Here is a 17,947-nt window from a genome sequence, read left to right as displayed (position 1 = left end):
AGGTTCAATCCCTCAATGATGCCTGGAATCGCTCTTTTAATGCCTCTACACATCTGGCAACGGTAGCGGCAATCTCCTCTTCTTCGAGTGTACGGCTGGTATCCTGAAGGATCAGGCTAATGGCAAGGCTCTTATACCCTTCCGCTACACCCTTACCGCGGTACACGTCAAATAAGTTTACGCCAACTACCTGATTTACGCCAACTTTCTTACATTCGGCCAAAACATCTGCTGCAGGCACATTTTCTGCGACCACGACAGCGATATCACGACGGTTCGCCGGGAAGCGTGAAATCTCCTGAGCCTGAGGAACCACGCGGTCTGCAAGCGCATTCCACTCCAGTTCAAATACCAGTGTGCGGCCATTCAGATCAAGCTTACGTTCCAGTTCCGGATGAACAACACCAATAAAACCAATGCGCTTATCTTTCAGATAAATCGCTGCCGATTGGCCCGGGTGCAGTGCAGGATTCGTTTCCGCGCGGAACTCAATGGAGGAAAGTTTACCTGTAAGTTCCAGCACGGACTCAAGATCGCCTTTTAAATCGAAGAAATCGACGCTTCCTTTCGCCAGATCCCAGTGCTCGTCATAACGGTTACCGCAGATCGCACCCGCCAGCATCACATCCTGACGGATGCCAAGATTAGCTTGCGTATCAGGCACAAAGCGCAGGCCGGTTTCGAAAATACGCACGCGGCTCTGCTGACGGTTCTGGTTATAAACGATAGTACCGAGCAAACCGGTCCACAGAGAGAGGCGCATCGCCGACATTTCGCTGGAAATCGGGCTTGGCAGGATCAGTGCCTCCTCGCCCGGATGAATCAGTTGCTGCAGCTTCGGATCGACGAAGCTGTAAGTAATGACTTCCTGGTAGCCTTTATCATTAAGCATGGTTTTAACACGCTTCATCGACAGGTTCGCTTCGCGATGCTCGCCCATAATCAGGCCAGCCTGCACCGGCTCATCGGGAATATTGTTGTAGCCGTAGACGCGGGCGACTTCTTCGACCAGATCTTCTTCGATTTCCATGTCGAAACGCCAGCTCGGGGCAACCGCCAGCCACTCATCTTGGCCTTCAGTCACTTCACAGCCCAGACGGTTCAAAATATCGCTGACCTGATCGTCGGCAATATGATGACCAATCAGGCGATCCAGCTTGCTACGGCGCAGACGGATGGTCGCGCGTTTCGGCAGCGTGGCTTCGTTTGTGACATCAATCACCGGGCCGGCTTCACCGCCACAGATATCAAGCAGCAGACGGGTGGCGCGTTCCATCGCTTTGTATTGCAGTTGCGGATCGACACCACGCTCATAACGGTGGGAAGCATCAGTATGCAAACCGTGACGGCGCGCGCGACCAGTAATTGACAGCGGGTTGAAGAAAGCACATTCCAGCAGCACATTCTGCGTTTCACTGTTCACGCCAGAGTGCTCACCACCGAAGATACCGCCCATTGCCAGCGCTTTGCTATGGTCAGCAATCACCAGCGTATCTGCGTTCAGTTTGGCTTCATTACCGTCCAGCAGCACCAGGGTTTCGCCCTCTTTTGCCATACGCACCACAATGCCGCCATCCAGACGGTCGCGGTCAAACGCATGCATCGGCTGCCCCAGCTCCAGCAGAACGTAGTTGGTCACGTCCACTACGGCATCAATCGAGCGAATGCCGCAACGGCGCAGCTTCTCTTTCATCCACAGAGGGGTTGGCGCTTTGACATTGATACCTTTCACGACACGGCCAAGGTAGCGCGGACAAGCCTCTGCCGCTTCCACGGTGATCGGCAGCGTATCGGCGATAGTCGCGGCAACAGGTACGATTTCCGGCGCGGTCAGCGGAGATTTATTGAGCACCGCAACATCACGCGCCACACCGATGATACCGAGGCAATCTGCACGGTTCGGCGTCACACTGATTTCGATGGTGTTGTCATCCAGTTTTAAATATTCACGGATATCGGTGCCGATCGGCGCATCTGCTGGCAGTTCAATAATGCCGTTATGATCGTCAGAAATACCCAGCTCGGAGAACGAGCAGAGCATACCTTCCGAAGGCTCGCCACGCAGTTTTGCTGCTTTGATTTTGAAATCGCCCGGCAGTACCGCGCCGACAGTGGCGACCGCGACTTTGAGCCCAAGGCGGCAGTTTGGCGCGCCACAGACGATGTCCAGCAGGCGCTCACCGCCTACGTTTACTTTCGTTACGCGCAGTTTGTCGGCGTTCGGGTGCTGAGCGCACTCCATCACTTCGCCAATGACCACGCCATGAAACGCACCGGCAACCGGCTCAACACCGTCGACTTCAAGACCCGCCATGGTGATTTGCCCGGACAGCGCTTCGCTATCAATGGCCGGATTAACCCATTCGCGTAACCACAGTTCACTGAATTTCATTGTTTTGCCTGCCTTTATTTAAACTGTTTGAGGAAACGCAAATCGTTTTCGAAGAATGCGCGCAAATCGGTGACACCGTAACGCAGCATCGTCAGGCGCTCCATACCCATACCAAATGCAAAGCCTGAGTAAACTTCCGGATCAATACCGACGTTACGCAGTACATTCGGATGCACCATGCCGCAACCGAGCACTTCCAGCCATTTACCGTTTTTACCCATTACATCCACTTCCGCCGAGGGCTCAGTAAACGGGAAATAGGACGGGCGGAAACGGATCTGCAAATCTTCTTCAAAGAAGTTACGCAGGAAGTCATGCAGCGTACCTTTCAGATTGGTGAAGCTGATATTTTTATCAACAATCAGCCCTTCCATCTGATGGAACATTGGGGTGTGCGTCTGGTCGTAGTCGTTACGATATACGCGGCCCGGCGCAATAATGCGGATCGGCGGCTGCTGATTTTCCATTGTGCGGATCTGTACGCCTGAAGTCTGGGTACGCAACAGACGGGTGGCGTCAAACCAGAAGGTGTCGTGATCAGCACGCGCCGGATGGTGACCCGGGATGTTCAACGCATCGAAGTTATGATAATCATCTTCGATTTCCGGACCAGTGGCGACAGTAAAGCCAAGCTCACCGAAGAAGCTTTCGATGCGGTCAATAGTGCGAGTCACCGGATGTAAACCGCCATTCTCCACGCGGCGACCCGGCAGCGACACATCAATCGTTTCAGCGGCCAGGCGTGCATTTAATGCCGCATTTTCAAGCTCCGATTTACGCGAGTTCAGCGCTTGCTGCACTTGCTCTTTTGCTTCGTTGATCACCGCACCCGCAGCCGGGCGCTCTTCTGGCGGCAGCTCACGCAGGGTGGTCATCTGAAGGGTCAGGTGCCCTTTCTTGCCCAGGTATTCGACGCGTACGTTGTCCAGCGCGGCGACATCTGAAGCATCGTTAATGGCTGCCTTCGCACTGGCAACCAGCTCTGCGAGATGTGACATGGTTTTCCTCGTTATGTGACGATATTTACAAGCGGCAGATACAAAAAAAGCCTCCACAAGGGAGGCTTTCTGGCGCTGTTTTCCGTTTCTTCTTTCACGCGCTAGCCTCCCGGGTTCAGGTGCTAAAGTAAAAAAAGAAGCGGAAAATAGCAGCATTCATGCTTGCGTTACCTTAACAGGGTAAGTGGCGGCGATGGCTTATTGAAAGCGCATCACGGCAAAAAGTCAATGCATTGATAATGTTAAAGCAAAAGAGGGAGCTAAGCTCCCTCTCTTAAACTGGCTTACGCCAGAGCTGCTTTCGCTTTTTCAACCAGGGCAGTGAATGCCACTTTGTCGAATACTGCGATGTCAGCCAGGATCTTACGGTCGATTTCAACAGAGGCTTTTTTCAGGCCGTTGATGAATTTGCTGTAAGAAATACCGTTCTGACGTGCTGCTGCGTTGATACGTGCAATCCACAGTTGACGGAACTGACGCTTTTTCTGACGACGGTCACGATAAGCGTACTGACCAGCTTTGATAACAGCCTGGAAGGCAACACGGTAAACGCGTGAACGCGCGCCGTAGTAACCTTTAGCTTGTTTCAAAATTTTCTTATGACGTGCACGTGCAATCACACCACGTTTTACGCGAGCCATATGCTCTCTCCTGTATCTATATTCTTAAAAAAGTTAAAAGGTTAACGACTTATGCGTACGGCAGGCACGCGATTACCAGGCCCAGATCGCCTTTAGAAACCATGGCTTTCGGACGCAGGTGACGTTTACGCTTGGTAGCTTTTTTGGTCAGAATATGACGCAGGTTAGCGTGCTTATGCTTAAAACCACCTTTACCGGTTTTTTTGAAGCGCTTAGCAGCACCGCGTACGGTCTTAATTTTTGGCATTTTTTAACTTCCACTTCGCATTGTTAATAAACGAAACAAAGGCGAACTAAACCCGTGAGCTTGTGGCCCACAGGTTTAATTACTTGATGGCCTTACTGTTTCTTCTTCGGAGCAAGCACCATGATCATCTGACGGCCTTCGATCTTCGTTGGGAATGATTCGACTACTGCCAGTTCAACCAGATCTTCTTTCACGCGATTAAGCACTTCCATACCGATCTGTTGGTGGGCCATCTCACGACCGCGGAAACGCAGCGTGATTTTGGCCTTATCGCCCTCTTCGAGAAAGCGAATCAGGCTGCGGAGTTTTACCTGATAGTCGCCTTCATCTGTACCAGGTCGGAATTTGATTTCCTTAACCTGAATAACTTTTTGCTTCTTCTTCTGTTCCTTAGAAGATTTGCTCTTTTCATAGAGGAACTTGCCGTAGTCCATTATACGGCATACGGGCGGCTCGGCGTTAGGGCTAATTTCGACTAAATCGACCCCGGCTTCTTCAGCTTTTTCCAGAGCTTCTCTGAGACTCACAATACCAAGCTGCTCGCCTTCCAGACCTGTTAAGCGAACTTCCGTGGCGCGAATCTCGCCATTAATACGATTGGGACGCGCCGTTTGAACTCGTTTTCCGCCTTTAATACCTTATTCCTCCAGTTGTTGAAGACTGCGGCTGCGAATCTCTTGTTGCAGCTTCTCGATAACACCATTTACGTCCAGGCTACCCAGGTCTTTACCGCGACGGGTACGCACAGCAACTTTGCCGGCTTCGACCTCTTTGTCACCACAAACCAGCATATAAGGGACACGACGTAAAGTGTGCTCGCGGATTTTAAAGCCAATCTTCTCGTTTCTCAAGTCTGCTTTTACACGAATGCCCGCATTTTGCAGTTTACGGGTCAATTCGTTAACGTATTCAGCCTGCGAATCAGTGATGTTCATCACAACTACCTGCACGGGTGCAAGCCAGGTTGGGAAGAAACCTGCGAATTCTTCAGTCAGGATGCCGATAAAGCGCTCCAGAGAACCAAGAATTGCACGGTGAATCATCACTGGAACTTGTCGCTCGTTGCTTTCGCCAACATAAGAGGCATTCAGACGAGACGGCAAGGAGAAGTCCAGCTGGACAGTACCGCACTGCCATGCACGATCGAGGCAGTCATACAGGGTAAATTCAATTTTCGGACCGTAGAATGCGCCTTCACCCAGTTGATACTCAAACGGGATATTATTCTCTTCCAGCGCCACAGCCAGGTCCGCCTCAGCACGATCCCACATCTCGTCGCTGCCGATACGTTTTTCCGGACGAGTGGAGAGTTTGACGACGATCTTCTCGAAGCCAAAGGTGCTGTACATATCGTAGACCAAACGAATACAAGCGTTCACTTCATCACGCACCTGCTCTTCTGTACAGAAGATGTGGGCGTCATCCTGAGTGAAGCCGCGTACACGCATTAAGCCATGCAGCGCACCTGACGGCTCGTTACGATGGCAACTACCGAACTCTGCCATACGTAACGGCAAATCGCGGTAAGATTTTAAGCCCTGGTTAAAGATCTGTACGTGACCCGGGCAGTTCATCGGCTTGATGCAATATTCACGGTTCTCAGAAGAAGTCGTAAACATGGCATCTTTGTAATTGTCCCAGTGGCCGGTTTTTTCCCACAACACACGGTCCATCATGAACGGGCCTTTCACTTCCTGGTACTGGTACTCTTTCAGCTTAGAACGGACGAAAGTTTCCAGTTCACGGAAGATAGTCCAGCCATCGTTATGCCAGAACACCATACCCGGCGCTTCTTCCTGCATATGATACAGATCGAGCTGCTTACCGATTTTACGGTGATCGCGTTTTGCCGCTTCTTCCAGACGTTGCAGATACGCGTTCAGCGCTTTTTTATCTGCCCACGCGGTGCCATAGATACGCTGCAGCATTTTATTATTGCTGTCGCCGCGCCAGTAGGCACCTGCGGTTTTCATCAATTTGAAGTGATGGCAGAAACGCATATTCGGCACGTGCGGACCACGGCACATGTCGACGTATTCCTGATGATGATACAAGCCAGGCTTGTCATCATGGGCAATATTTTCATCAAGGATGGAAACTTTATAGCTTTCACCGCGTTTAACAAACGTCTCACGCGCCTCTTTCCAGCTTACTTTCTGCTTGATGACATCGTAGTTTGTTTCGGCGAGCTCATGCATACGCTTTTCGAGCGCGTCGATATCTTCCTGGGTCAGCGTGTGGTCAAGATCAACGTCATAGTAAAAACCGTTATCAATAACCGGACCAATAGCCATTTTGGTGTTGGGCCAAAGTTGCTTAATCGCATGACCTAACAGATGCGCGCAGGAGTGACGAATAATTTCCAGTCCGTCCTCATCTTTTGCGGTGATGATGGCAAGCCTCGCATCGCTATCAATCACATCACTTGCATCGACCAGTTCACCGTTGACGCGGCCAGCGATACAGGCTTTCGCCAGTCCGGGGCCGATATCCAGCGCAACATCCATTGGGCTAACAGCATGGTCGTAATGGCGTTGACTGCCATCAGGAAGAGTAATTACAGGCATTTCATTTCCTTAATTTGCAGTGGTGCCCCGCACGAAAGAGCACATACAAAATGAGAGATCAAAGATATAACAGCAGCGATGATAAGTTTTCTCGCTTCACTCTGCGGAATCTGTACAGCGTAGAGCTCAACCCCTATCTGATACCCTTACCTGCCGCTGTTAAGTACCCGGCAATAGTACACATTTGCGAAGGGGGTTGAAAGGATTAGTGTGACATAGCTCAAGAGTGCTGCTTTATTGCAGATTTACGATCCCGCATGGAAAACGGTGCAAAAACAAGCACCCAATCTGAGGATTGTCTGATTTTTTACCAGAATCTTGACATAACGGTATCTCAAGCCGTTTATTTGGCTACCCATTAACACCTAACCTACTGATAAAGCATGGTAATCCTTTACTCCATTGTTATTTTCGCGCTTCTCGCGATCATTATTTTTTCGTTTTATAAGCACCACAGCATGAAGTCGTCTCGCGCCCTTCCGGGCCGTTACAAGAAACGGCGTGGCTAACGCTACCTTCTTTGACAAACCACGACTGTTCAGAAAGGCACGTAAGGCTCGTGCCTTTCTTTCTCATATCCACCCTGCTTTTTTCAGGCGTTATAACCCAAAGCGCGGATGACAGTTTCCATCGCTTCTTGTGTTAGGCTGGAGCGCTTAATTTTCGTATTAGCCAGCATAGTTCTGACCACCCCGGCAATAACAATGTGTTTGGGTTCTTGTCCGAGGTCGCGCATTTCCAGCACGACTTTCCCCACTACGCGGCACATTTCTTCATATAACGCCTCGTCTTTTGACGTCCCCATGTCACCTCCGGTAGCGATGGTATTGATAAGCAGGCTGCCTTATGAAGAAAGCGGCTTGCATCGGTAAAAAGTCAGTAAAGCATATTGTTACCAACAACTGTACACTGCCGCTTCCCCCTGATCGCGTGAAGAAGCGATTTGAACGGCTTTTTCCTTACGCTCCCGCTTTTTCAGGCATTTGCACAAAGTTAAATTTGCCTGCGAATTTACCTTAAAGTTACTCAGCCCGTTGCCGATGATTAATTCATTAGCGGTCTGAATGAATTAATGACGGTAATGCAGGCAATCAATCATAATGAGTTTATCGGGCTGAACCTCACCGCCCGAAAAAAAGCGACCTCCTCGCTTCAGGAAAGCATTGAACGTCTGTCATCAGGGTTGCGCATTAATGGTGCGAATGATAATGCTGCCGGGCAGTCTATCGCTAACCGCATGCGTTCTAACGCCAGTGCGGACAGTGTTGTGGCGCGCGGTCTTGATGATGCTATCAGTATGGCGCAGACCGCTGATGGCAGTTTGCATACCGTTAGCGAACTTTTGATCCGGGCGAAAAGCCTGGCCATACAATCCGGAAATAGCACCCTCTCCGAGAGTGACCGGCAAAGCATTCAGAACGAATATCAAAATATTCTTAACAATATCCAGTCAATCTCGGAAAGTACCGAAATTTTTGGACGCTACCCGTTGGCGACTGATTCACCAGAACTGCCGCCGGAGTTGATTGGTGATGTGCCACCACTAAACGTCAAGTTTCCGGTTCAGGGTACCAATTATTCGTACAGTTCAGGCATTGTCTCGCTGGCCTACATCCCTGCCGGTTCAACCAATATTGCTATAACGATTGATTCACTGGGACTCGATGATGATATTCAGTTATTCACGCGCGACGGCAAACACCTGGCCGGGACACCAATTAACGGCACAGCCCCGGACTATACATGGAAAAGCCGCGGCATCACGGATTCAGCGAAAGCGACCAGCCGTGTTCTGACCGAGGCCAATGGTTTTGCGCATGGTGCTACCTACGACGATTCTTTGCTGATTGAAGGGGGCGCAACATGGGCGCTCAACGGTAGCGAGACGCTAAATTACAACGGTATGACTATCGGTTATAGCGGCGATGGTGACCGGTACGAACCGGGCAACGCTTTCAATGACGGTAGCAACGGTTCAAACCGACTTGAGCGCGTAAAGATCGATAACGTTACGGAAGATTTGGTGGTAATGATCGTGGGTAGTGGCTCTTTTACCAGTAACTTAACCTGGGGCACCCTGCCAAAGCCCACGATAACGCCAGCAGAACCGCCGAAACAGAGTCGCCCGTGGGAGGTCGTGACCAGCGCGAACGTGGGTGATGATATCCACTCCGTAACCATGCCAACCACACCAGCTGACGTGAAATCCCTGGGATTAAACGCGACATCGTTGCAAACCGCCGCCTCGGCAGGTGTCGCAATGGGTGCGCTTGACAAAGCACTGGATAAAGTAAGTGGCTGGCGCGCACAGTATGGCGCGTATATTAATCGTTTTGAATCGAATAAATCGGTACTGACACAACAAAACGTTGCAACAGCAGCAGCGAAGAGCAGGATAGAAGATGCAGATTATGCGCTGGAAGTCAGCAAGATGGCCAAAGCCCAAATATTACAGCAGAGCCAGGATATGGTACTAAAAGTCGCTAACCAATCTGCAGAAAATATTCTGGCGCTTCTTCGCAGCTAACATTGTATTTTCGCTACGTTTAATAACAGCACTTAATAACAAAGCCATTTGTCGCCCGCAACTGAATAACCTATTTCATAGAATCCGTATTGCAGTACAAATACAAAAAACCGGTACGACATGATCCGGTTTTTTCAAAGTTAATGAATTAACTTAGAATGTATTTAGTTCCACTCACCCGCAACCAGGGTATGCGCGTTAAACGCATTATCATTTGAGCCCTGAGCTGACTGAGACACAGGAACCATATTGGAACCCGCTTCAATGTTGGTGATGTTAGTGTTAGTCTGGCTGGCAGTTGCTGCAGGCTGAGCCGCGAAAACGCCAAACGAGAGTGCAGAAAGCACGACGGCGACCGCAGCGGTTTTGATTTTTTTCATAATTAAAATTCTCATGCTTGAATAACAACATAACTGGCGGGGCGTTTTTTTGCCCGTGTTGTTAGTGTAGATCTGGATCACACTTTTGCACAGTCAATTTATTTATCTATTCGTGTCAAATAAACTGAATATGTAACGCAAATATTAATTATGAGGAAATTATGAAGAGAAAAGAATACTTAAACGAAATTGAATAATGAATAGTGGAATGAAAAGAGCACAAATTAACAAATAAAAAATGGGCCGATATTTTCGGCCCAACGAATTACATTTTATAGCCTAACGTTACCGTCGTTCTGCGATCGGTATGATCCGGCGCGGTTGACGGTGGCTGAGAGTTCCAGGTCAGGTTATACGCAACTTTCAAAGCAAAGTGCGCGTTAATCGCTACGTTCAGCGCGGTTTCCGAGTTCACAGTAGTATCGTCCGCACCAAATACGGAAACACCCTGGGTGAATTTCGTGTTATCGGTCATCTGCCAGGCGTAGGTGCCGGAAGCATAACCGAGCCCGGTCGTTTTCGTGTTGCCGTCGGTGTACTTGTCATAACGTACACCAGGACCGAATTCAAAGCGCAGGCTGTGAACCGGGCCATTCAGGAACTGACGACCATAACCAGCCGTCAGTACGTCGCGATCGCGATAGCCGTTATAGCGGTCAGTTAACCAGCTCGCCTGGCCAAACAGGTAATCGTAATCCGTCATGTTATAACGACTACGACCACCTACTGCGTATTTTTCAGACGAACGCACATCATTTGACGATGTATTGCTGGCGTTGCCCCACAAAGACCAGGCAGTCGTCTCGCCGTACCAGGTCAAGGTGGAATCAGCAGTCAAAGAGGAGCTCTTTGTATTGCCGGACTGAGCCAGATAACCACCGTTTACACCGCCTTCAAACGGCGCTTTAGCGGTAGAGGGATCATCCATGACAGTAAAAACAGTATCATCTGCAAACGCGTGCATTGATACAAACACACCCGCCGCCATCACAAGCACGGGTACTGTCTTCAAAAGCTTCATTTATTTAGAGTCCGAACAGCAAAAAAAGAGACCAACACGGTCCCGGAAACTTTCATTAGGATCAATGACCAACGGTCCAAAGAAAGGTAACAAATTATAAAAAGGCCGCTTAAACATATCAATGAAATCTTATTTGATTTTTTGAATAAGAGGGATCTCAAAACAGCAAAATTGGTTATTAATACCCACTGAGCATTTAATCAATATCATTTTGAAATCATGCCCTTAATTCCTTTCCCTTCTGCCTGAACAGTGCCAGGCTTACAGCAACCAGAGAAAAAGGAGGTCATCATGGCAGCTATATACACCCTTACACTGGCGCCTTCGCTTGATAGTGCGACGCTGACGCCACAAATTTATCCCGAAGGTAAATTACGCTGTACAGCACCCGTATTTGAGCCTGGCGGCGGCGGCATTAATGTTGCACGAGCGATTGCACATCTGGGAGGGAAAGCAACGGCAATATTTCCAGCTGGCGGCGCAACGGGCGAACATCTCACTGCACTACTGGCGGACGAAAATGTGCCGACCATTACCGTAGCCACACAAGACTGGACGCGGCAGAACCTGCACGTCCATATCGAGTCCAGCGGTGAGCAATACCGGTTTGTTATGCCTGGTGCCGCGTTGAATGAAGACGAATTTCGCCAGATAGAAGAAAAAGTCCTGACGATTGAACGCGGCGCGATTTTGGTGATAAGCGGCAGCCTGCCTCCGGGCGTCCAGGTTGAAAAGTTAACGCAGTTAATTAAAGCTGCGCAAAAACAAGGTATTCGCTGCATTGTCGATAGCTCGGGCGAGGCACTGACGGCCGCGCTGACCATAGGTAATATTGAGTTGGTAAAACCCAATCAGAAGGAGTTGAGCGCGCTGGTGGGGCGAGAGCTCACCCAGCCTGATGATGTGCGCAAAGCCGCGCAGGAGATCGTCCAGACGGGCAAAGCCTTGCGCGTAGTCGTCTCCCTTGGCCCGCAGGGAGCGCTGGGCGTGGATGCGGATACCTGTGTTCAGGTCGTACCGCCACCGATGAAAAGCCAAAGCACGGTGGGCGCAGGCGACAGCATGGTTGGTGCAATGACGCTCAAACTTGCACAAGATGCGCCTTTTGATGACATGGTACGTTTCGGCGTCGCCGCCGGGAGTGCTGCCACCATCAACCAGGGTACTCGCTTGTGCGCGCGGGAAGACACGCAAAAGATTTACGACTATTTGCGCCATGCCTGATATATCTCCCCTTCCGGCTGGAAGGGGAAATATCAAATATCTCTACGGTGGTCGACAAATGTCACTCGCCGTCTATGCTAAAAAAACATCAAGATAACAACGAGGTGAACGATGGGCAGCGATGGTATTACTCGCTACGTAGTTGAGGTCAAATTTCATGACCAAACGCTGACAGACATCAACGAGCTCAATAACCACTTTACACGTGCCGGCTTTCTCCTCACGATGGCAGATGATAACGGCAACGTACACGATCTTGGCACCAATACGTTCGGTTTCATCAGTGCGCTAAGTGAAAAAGATGTTCAGGCGCTGGCAAGCGGGCTTGCTGAAAGTGCTGTAGACGAAGAGACGGAAATCACGGTCACCACCTGGGAAGCGTTCCAGAAGCAGGAACATTAAGTGCCTTTCCACCGTTGCGTATGCCGGGCGTGCGGTAAGTCGGATTTTTCAACAGCTGTAGTGCGCTAACCTTATGATCTGGCTGATTACATGGGAGAGACATCATGTGGCAAGCGATAAGTGGTCTGTTAAGCGAACAACTGGGTGAAGGCGAAATTGAACAACGCGATGAACTGCCCGGTGGCGAAATCCATGCCGCGTGGCATGTACGCTACGCCGGGCGCGATCTCTTCGTAAAGTGTGATGATCGCGCACTGCTGCCCATTTTTACGGCCGAAGCCGACCAGCTCGCCCTGCTGGCACGCAGTAATACCGTGCGTGTCCCTGCGGTTTGGGCGGTGGGAAGCGACCGCGACTACAGCTTTCTGGTCATGGAGTATCTTCCTGCACGTCCGCTTGATGCGCACAACGCGTTTATGCTCGGTCAGCAGTTAGCGCGCCTGCACCAGTGGAGCGATCAGCCGCAGTTTGGCCTCGATTTCGATAACGATCTTTCCACCACGCCGCAGCCCAACGCCTGGCAGCGCCGCTGGTCAACGTTTTTTGCGGAGCAACGTATTGGCTGGCAGTTAGAGCTGGCCGCGGAAAGAGGGCTGGAGTTTGGCAATATCGATGCGATTGTCGAACACGTTCAACAACGGTTGAGTTCTCACCAACCGCAACCCTCGCTATTACATGGCGATCTTTGGTCGGCCAATTGCGCGCTTGGGCCTGACGGCCCTTACATCTATGACCCGGCTTGCTACTGGGGTGACCGTGAGTGTGACCTGGCGATGCTCCCCCTGCACCCGGACCAGCCGCCGCAAATCTATGACGGTTACCAGTCCATCTCCCCGCTCCCCTCTGATTTCCTCGATCGCCAACCCCTTTACCAGCTGTACACGTTGTTTAACCGGGCAATCTTATTCGGTGGAGAACATCTGGTGAATGCGCAAAAAGCGCTGGATCGCGTGCTGGCGGCGTGAGTGTTGTTCTCAGACCCGGGGCGCAACGCCTCGGGTTTGGGTATTACAGGAAACCGAGCAGTGTAAAGAAGAAATAACCGGCAACAATGATGAGCACCGGTAATACGTAGAGCGGGAAAATTTGCAGAAAGATGGTGTGATGTGGCACCACAATGCGAGCTTCAATCTGTTCGCGCGTTAACCCTTCCGGCCCTTTGGCTTTCTCGAGGATCATCTGATTTTCCACGCCTTCACGCAGAAAACGCGCCTGGCGACTCATGCGCGCACCGGACGCCTGCAGCGCCAGCCCGACAAAGATCAGCACATAAATAATCCAGAACATAATGTTCAGGCTTTGGTGGAAATCGGGTGTTGGTGAGTTGTACCAAAAAAGATTCAGGAACGGCGTGTTAAAACGCATCATCTCAATGATTACATGGGCGAAATCAAGCATTACGGCATTAATGCCCGGCTGTTTTTCGCTGTGATCGTACATAAATTTCAGTACAGAAATGATTGTCGAAATGACGGCTGGAATAAAAATCACCCAACCCAGGACGCGTTTCAGTACGGCGATGCGTCCAGCTTGTTGATACGTCATGGATTCCCCTTGTAAGTGACGCACTGTTTGCGCCTTAGTCTACCTGCTGATAACCATTTTCGCCTGATCTTTAAAGGCAGTATGATGAATGCTTAACCATAATTTCGCTTTTACCCCTGCAAAATCCGTGAATAGAGAGGTGTTATGTCTGCCCCGCGACAAATTCTTGCTGCCATTTTTGATATGGATGGATTACTGATTGACTCTGAACCGCTCTGGGATCGCGCCGAACTTGAGGTTGTGGCTGGCCTTGGGGTTGATATTTCAAGGCGCAATGAGTTGCCCGATACGCTTGGCCTGCGCATCGATATGGTAGTTGAAATGTGGTATGCCCAGCAGCCCTGGAATGGTCCGGGCTGTCAGGAAGTCACCGAGAGAATCATTCAGCGCGCCATCTCTCTGGTTGAAGAAAAGCGCCCGTTGCTGCCGGGTGTACGTGAAGCCATCGCGCTGTGTAAGGACAGCGGGCTGTCGGTTGGACTGGCATCCGCATCGCCGCTGCATATGCTGGAAAAAGTGCTGACCATGTTCGATCTACGCGACAGTTTCGACGCACTCGCCTCAGCGGAAAAGCTCCCCTACAGCAAGCCGCACCCGCAGGTTTATCTGGACTGCGCGGCAAAACTTGGGGTAGATCCGCTCACGTGTGTAGCGCTGGAAGATTCGGTTAACGGCATGATTGCCAGCAAAGCGGCGCGGATGCGTTCCATCGTTGTGCCGGATGCCGAACATCGCGCGGACCCGCGCTATGTCCTTGCTAACGTGAAACTAGAAAGCCTCGAACAGCTCACTCCCGAACATCTGCGCGGTTAATTTTGCCTGCGGGGTGATACAGATCACCCCATTACATCTCATTTTTGAAACGCTATTTCATTTTTATTTGTATTTTCTTTGTCCGCCTTCTATTCTGATCTTCAGGCGCAGATGCCGATGACAACAATTTATAACGCCGGAGTAAATATGATACTGGAAGCCTTTAAGCTTACGGGTAAAGTGGCTATCGTCACCGGGTGCGACACCGGGCTGGGTCAGGGAATGGCATTAGGGCTTGCGGAAGCGGGCTGCGATATCGTCGGTGTTGGCCGCAAAGTGCCTCAGGAAACCGCCTCCCGCGTGCAGGCCTTAGGACGCCGTTTCCATGCTATTCAGGCAGACCTTCGCCACCAGCACGGTCTGGAGGAGGTGGTAAAACAAGCCGTAGCGACATTTGGGCACATCAACATTCTGGTGAATAACGCGGGTACGATTCGCCGCTGCGATGCCATTGATTTCAGTGAGCAAGACTGGGATGACGTGATGAATCTGAATCTGAAAACAGTATTTTTTCTCTCTCAGGCGGTGGCACGGCAATTTATCGCTCAGGGTGATGGCGGAAAAATCATCAACATCGCCTCGATGCTCTCGTATCAGGGCGGTATTCGCGTGCCTTCATATACGGCGTCCAAGAGCGGCGTCATGGGGCTGACGCGTTTACTGGCAAACGAATGGGCGCCACATCAGATTAACGTAAACGCGATCGCGCCCGGCTATATGGCGACCAATAACACACAGCAACTGCGGGAAGATGCGGAGCGCAGCCAGGAGATCCTTGACCGTATCCCGGCCGGGCGTTGGGGTGAACCAGAAGATCTGAAAGGCGCTGCGGTATTCCTGGCCTCAAAAGCGGCGGATTATATTAATGGTTACACCCTTGCCGTCGATGGTGGCTGGCTGGCGCGTTAAGCGTTCAGGATTGTGACAAAGAGTTACACCGTCACCTCTTCCGCCTACTGTACAAACATCCTATACTGTATGCATCGACAGTTGAGTGAGTTTGACCATGACGGCGGAAGGACACCTGCTTTTTTCCATTGCTTGCGCGGTGTTTTCCAAAAACGCTGAGTTAACGCCTGTCCTTGCTCAGGGTGACTGGTGGCATATTGTCCCGTCCGCTATTCTCACCTGTCTGCTGCCGGATATCGATCATCCCAAATCCTTTCTCGGTCAGCGCCTGAAGTGGATATCAAAACCTGTCGCCCGCGCTTTCGGGCATCGCGGATTTACGCATAGCCTGCTGGCGGTTTTTCTGGCACTGACGCTCTTTTATTTAAAAGTGCCAGAAAGCTGGATAGTGCCCGCCGATGCGCTACAGGGAATGGTGGTGGGTTATCTCAGCCATATTCTGGCGGACATGCTTACTCCTGCCGGCGTACCGCTGCTCTGGCCATGCCGCTGGCGCTTTCGTCTGCCGCTGCTGGTGCCGCAAAAAGGGAATCAACTGGAGCGCGTACTTTGTATGGCATTGTTTACTTATGCGGTATGGATGCCGCAAACCTTGCCCGAAAACGGTGCAGTCCGCTGGTCCTCACACATAATAACGTCGCTGCAAGATCAGTTTAATCGCTTTATTCATCAGCAATCTGACCATTAAACCGTCATTTTCCCGACTTTTGATATATACCATTCCATTTGGATATAAGCCTGTTCCGGCACATCTGATAACCTTGCGCAACAGGAACGGCCGAGAAGGCCGACCGAATAATGATATCAGGAGAACGGGGATGAATTTTCCACTCATCGCGAACGTGGTAGTGTTCGTGGCACTGCTGTTTTTGCTGGCGCAGGCGCGTCACAAACAGTGGAGCCTGGCAAAAAAAGTACTGGTCGGTTTAGGCCTCGGCGTGATCTTTGGCCTCGCGCTGCAGGCTATCTATGGTGCTGATAACCCGGTACTGAAAGAGTCCATCCAGTGGTTCAACGTAGTCGGTAATGGCTATGTTCAGTTGCTGCAAATGATTGTCATGCCGCTGGTTTTCGCTTCGATTCTGAGCGCCGTTGCGCGTCTGCATAACGCGTCACAACTGGGAAAAATCAGTTTTCTGACCATCGGGACACTGCTGTTCACCACGCTCATCGCCGCGCTGGTGGGCGTGCTGGTGACCAATCTGTTCGGTTTGACGGCAGAAGGTCTGGTGCAGGGTACGGCAGAAACCGCGCGTTTGAACGCCATTCAGAGCAATTATGTCGGCAAAGTAGCCGATCTCACCGTGCCGCAATTGCTGCTCTCTTTCGTACCGAAAAACCCGTTTGCCGACCTGACCGGCGCAAACCCAACGTCAATTATCAGCATCGTTATCTTCGCGGCTTTCCTTGGCGTTGCGGCACTGAAGCTGCTGAAAGATGATGCGCCGAAAGGTCAGCGCGTGCTGACCGCTATCGATACGCTGCAAAGCTGGGTGATGAAACTGGTACGCCTTGTGATGCAACTGACACCGTATGGTGTGCTGGCGCTGATGACCAAAGTTGTCGCCGGTTCTAACATTCAGGACATCATTAAACTCGGCAGCTTCGTTATCGCCTCTTACCTTGGCCTGGGCATTATGTTTGTGGTGCATGGTCTGCTGCTCGGCGTGAACGGCGTTAGCCCGCTGAAATTCTTCCGTAAAGTATGGCCGGTACTGACATTTGCCTTCACCAGCCGCTCCAGCGCTGCGTCCATTCCGCTGAACGTAGAAGCGCAAACACGTCGCCTGGGTGTACCGGAATCTATCGCCAGCTTCTCCGCCTCTTTTGGCGCAACCATTGGACAGAATGGCTGTGCGGGTCTTTACCCGGCGATGCTGGCAGTAATGGTAGCCCCGACCGTTGGCATTAACCCGCTGGATCCGCTGTGGATTGCCACCTTAGTCGGGATTGTCACCGTGAGTTCCGCAGGCGTAGCGGGCGTTGGTGGCGGTGCGACGTTTGCCGCACTTATCGTGCTGCCTGCGCTGGGCCTGCCGGTCACGCTGGTGGCGCTGCTCATCTCCGTTGAACCGCTTATTGATATGGGCCGTACCGCCCTGAACGTCAGCGGTTCCATGACCGCCGGTACATTGACCAGCCAGTGGCTGAAACAGACCGATAAAGCTGTGCTGGACAGTGAAGAAGACGCCGAACTGGCGCACCGTTGATCACCCGGCATGAAATAACCGATGCCTCTGTTTGAGGGGCACCGTTTGATAAAAAAACCGCCTGTAATAAC

General features: G+C 51.2%; 19 protein-coding genes and 1 other annotated feature. Of the genes, 8 read left to right on the top strand and 11 right to left on the bottom strand.

Going from position 1 to position 17,947, the window contains the following annotated elements:
• Window positions 1-4: 4 nt before the first annotated feature.
• The 8 genes from pheT to fumD form a co-directional block, all read right to left on the bottom strand.
• A complete protein-coding gene (pheT, locus tag IP581_RS09935) occupies window positions 5-2,392 on the bottom strand; it encodes a phenylalanine--tRNA ligase subunit beta (protein ID WP_193822437.1) in 2,388 nt (795 codons plus the stop codon).
• 14 nt (window positions 2,393-2,406) lie between these two features.
• Window positions 2,407-3,390, bottom strand: coding sequence for a phenylalanine--tRNA ligase subunit alpha (gene pheS, locus IP581_RS09930; protein WP_193822436.1), 984 nt, complete (start codon window positions 3,388-3,390; stop codon window positions 2,407-2,409).
• Window positions 3,391-3,430: 40 nt separating this feature from the next.
• Window positions 3,431-3,555, bottom strand: a sequence feature (Phe leader region).
• Entirely contained in the window at window positions 3,506-3,550 is a 45-nt protein-coding gene (gene pheM, locus IP581_RS09925) for a pheST operon leader peptide PheM (RefSeq protein WP_001386830.1), read from the bottom strand. It overlaps the preceding feature by 45 nt.
• Before the next feature lie 119 nt (window positions 3,556-3,674).
• A complete protein-coding gene (gene rplT / locus IP581_RS09920) occupies window positions 3,675-4,031 on the bottom strand; it encodes a 50S ribosomal protein L20 (RefSeq protein ID WP_013366084.1) in 357 nt (118 codons plus the stop codon).
• A 49-nt stretch (window positions 4,032-4,080) separates the two neighbouring features.
• Window positions 4,081-4,278, bottom strand: coding sequence for a 50S ribosomal protein L35 (rpmI, locus tag IP581_RS09915; protein ID WP_001124225.1), 198 nt, complete (start codon window positions 4,276-4,278; stop codon window positions 4,081-4,083).
• A gap of 92 nt (window positions 4,279-4,370) precedes the next feature.
• Window positions 4,371-4,913 carry a translation initiation factor IF-3 gene (gene infC, locus IP581_RS09910; protein WP_071908164.1) on the bottom strand — a complete coding sequence of 181 codons (543 nt, stop codon included), beginning with the start codon at window positions 4,911-4,913 and terminating at the stop codon, window positions 4,371-4,373.
• 3 nt (window positions 4,914-4,916) lie between these two features.
• Window positions 4,917-6,845: a threonine--tRNA ligase gene (gene thrS / locus IP581_RS09905; protein ID WP_193822435.1), complete on the bottom strand. Its 1,929-nt coding sequence runs from the start codon at window positions 6,843-6,845 to the stop codon at window positions 4,917-4,919.
• Between the two features lie 592 nt (window positions 6,846-7,437).
• A complete protein-coding gene (gene fumD, locus IP581_RS09900; RefSeq protein ID WP_097400003.1) occupies window positions 7,438-7,650 on the bottom strand; it encodes a fumarate hydratase FumD in 213 nt (70 codons plus the stop codon).
• A gap of 276 nt (window positions 7,651-7,926) precedes the next feature.
• On the opposite strand from fumD, the gene IP581_RS09895 reads away from it, so the two are divergent.
• Window positions 7,927-9,372 (top strand): flagellin N-terminal helical domain-containing protein, encoded by a 1,446-nt coding sequence (locus IP581_RS09895; RefSeq protein ID WP_193822434.1) that lies wholly within the window; start codon window positions 7,927-7,929, stop codon window positions 9,370-9,372.
• A gap of 164 nt (window positions 9,373-9,536) precedes the next feature.
• Here IP581_RS09895 and IP581_RS09890 read toward each other — a convergent pair whose 3' ends face one another.
• Together IP581_RS09890 and IP581_RS09885 are read right to left on the bottom strand one after the other, a co-directional pair.
• Complete coding sequence (locus tag IP581_RS09890) at window positions 9,537-9,752, bottom strand: YdgH/BhsA/McbA family protein (RefSeq protein ID WP_086869445.1); 216 nt, start codon at window positions 9,750-9,752, stop codon at window positions 9,537-9,539.
• 265 nt (window positions 9,753-10,017) lie between these two features.
• Complete coding sequence (locus tag IP581_RS09885; RefSeq protein ID WP_086869447.1) at window positions 10,018-10,773, bottom strand: DUF481 domain-containing protein; 756 nt, start codon at window positions 10,771-10,773, stop codon at window positions 10,018-10,020.
• A gap of 291 nt (window positions 10,774-11,064) precedes the next feature.
• On the opposite strand from IP581_RS09885, the gene pfkB reads away from it, so the two are divergent.
• The 3 genes from pfkB (at window position 11,065) to IP581_RS09870 (ending at window position 13,364) form a co-directional block, all read left to right on the top strand.
• A complete protein-coding gene (gene pfkB, locus IP581_RS09880) occupies window positions 11,065-11,997 on the top strand; it encodes a 6-phosphofructokinase II (RefSeq protein ID WP_193822433.1) in 933 nt (310 codons plus the stop codon).
• A 111-nt stretch (window positions 11,998-12,108) separates the two neighbouring features.
• A complete protein-coding gene (ghoS, locus tag IP581_RS09875) occupies window positions 12,109-12,399 on the top strand; it encodes a type V toxin-antitoxin system endoribonuclease antitoxin GhoS (protein WP_086869451.1) in 291 nt (96 codons plus the stop codon).
• Between the two features lie 104 nt (window positions 12,400-12,503).
• Window positions 12,504-13,364, top strand: a complete 861-nt coding sequence (locus IP581_RS09870; protein ID WP_086869453.1) for a fructosamine kinase family protein — start codon at window positions 12,504-12,506, stop codon at window positions 13,362-13,364.
• A 43-nt stretch (window positions 13,365-13,407) separates the two neighbouring features.
• Here IP581_RS09870 and IP581_RS09865 read toward each other — a convergent pair whose 3' ends face one another.
• On the bottom strand, window positions 13,408-13,944 hold the full coding sequence (locus tag IP581_RS09865) for a YniB family protein (RefSeq protein WP_193822432.1): 537 nt from the start codon (window positions 13,942-13,944) through the stop codon (window positions 13,408-13,410).
• Between the two features lie 144 nt (window positions 13,945-14,088).
• Between IP581_RS09865 and hxpB the strand changes: the two genes are divergently transcribed.
• The 4 genes from hxpB to IP581_RS09845 all read left to right on the top strand — a co-directional run bounded on the left by hxpB (window position 14,089) and on the right by IP581_RS09845 (window position 17,876).
• Entirely contained in the window at window positions 14,089-14,757 is a 669-nt protein-coding gene (gene hxpB, locus IP581_RS09860; protein ID WP_086869457.1) for a hexitol phosphatase HxpB, read from the top strand.
• Window positions 14,758-14,904: 147 nt separating this feature from the next.
• Window positions 14,905-15,666 (top strand): 2-dehydro-3-deoxy-D-gluconate 5-dehydrogenase KduD, encoded by a 762-nt coding sequence (gene kduD, locus IP581_RS09855; protein WP_193822431.1) that lies wholly within the window; start codon window positions 14,905-14,907, stop codon window positions 15,664-15,666.
• Between the two features lie 97 nt (window positions 15,667-15,763).
• Entirely contained in the window at window positions 15,764-16,354 is a 591-nt protein-coding gene (locus IP581_RS09850) for a metal-dependent hydrolase (RefSeq protein ID WP_086869460.1), read from the top strand.
• 130 nt (window positions 16,355-16,484) lie between these two features.
• Window positions 16,485-17,876, top strand: a complete 1,392-nt coding sequence (locus tag IP581_RS09845) for an L-cystine transporter (RefSeq protein ID WP_086869462.1) — start codon at window positions 16,485-16,487, stop codon at window positions 17,874-17,876.
• The last annotated feature ends 71 nt before the right edge of the window (window positions 17,877-17,947 follow it).

The organism is Kosakonia pseudosacchari, assembly GCF_015167415.1.
Taxonomy (GTDB): Bacteria; Pseudomonadota; Gammaproteobacteria; order Enterobacterales; family Enterobacteriaceae; genus Kosakonia; species Kosakonia pseudosacchari.
The sequence above is the reverse complement of the archived record's forward strand: the minus strand, read 5'-3'. Positions and strand labels throughout refer to the sequence as shown.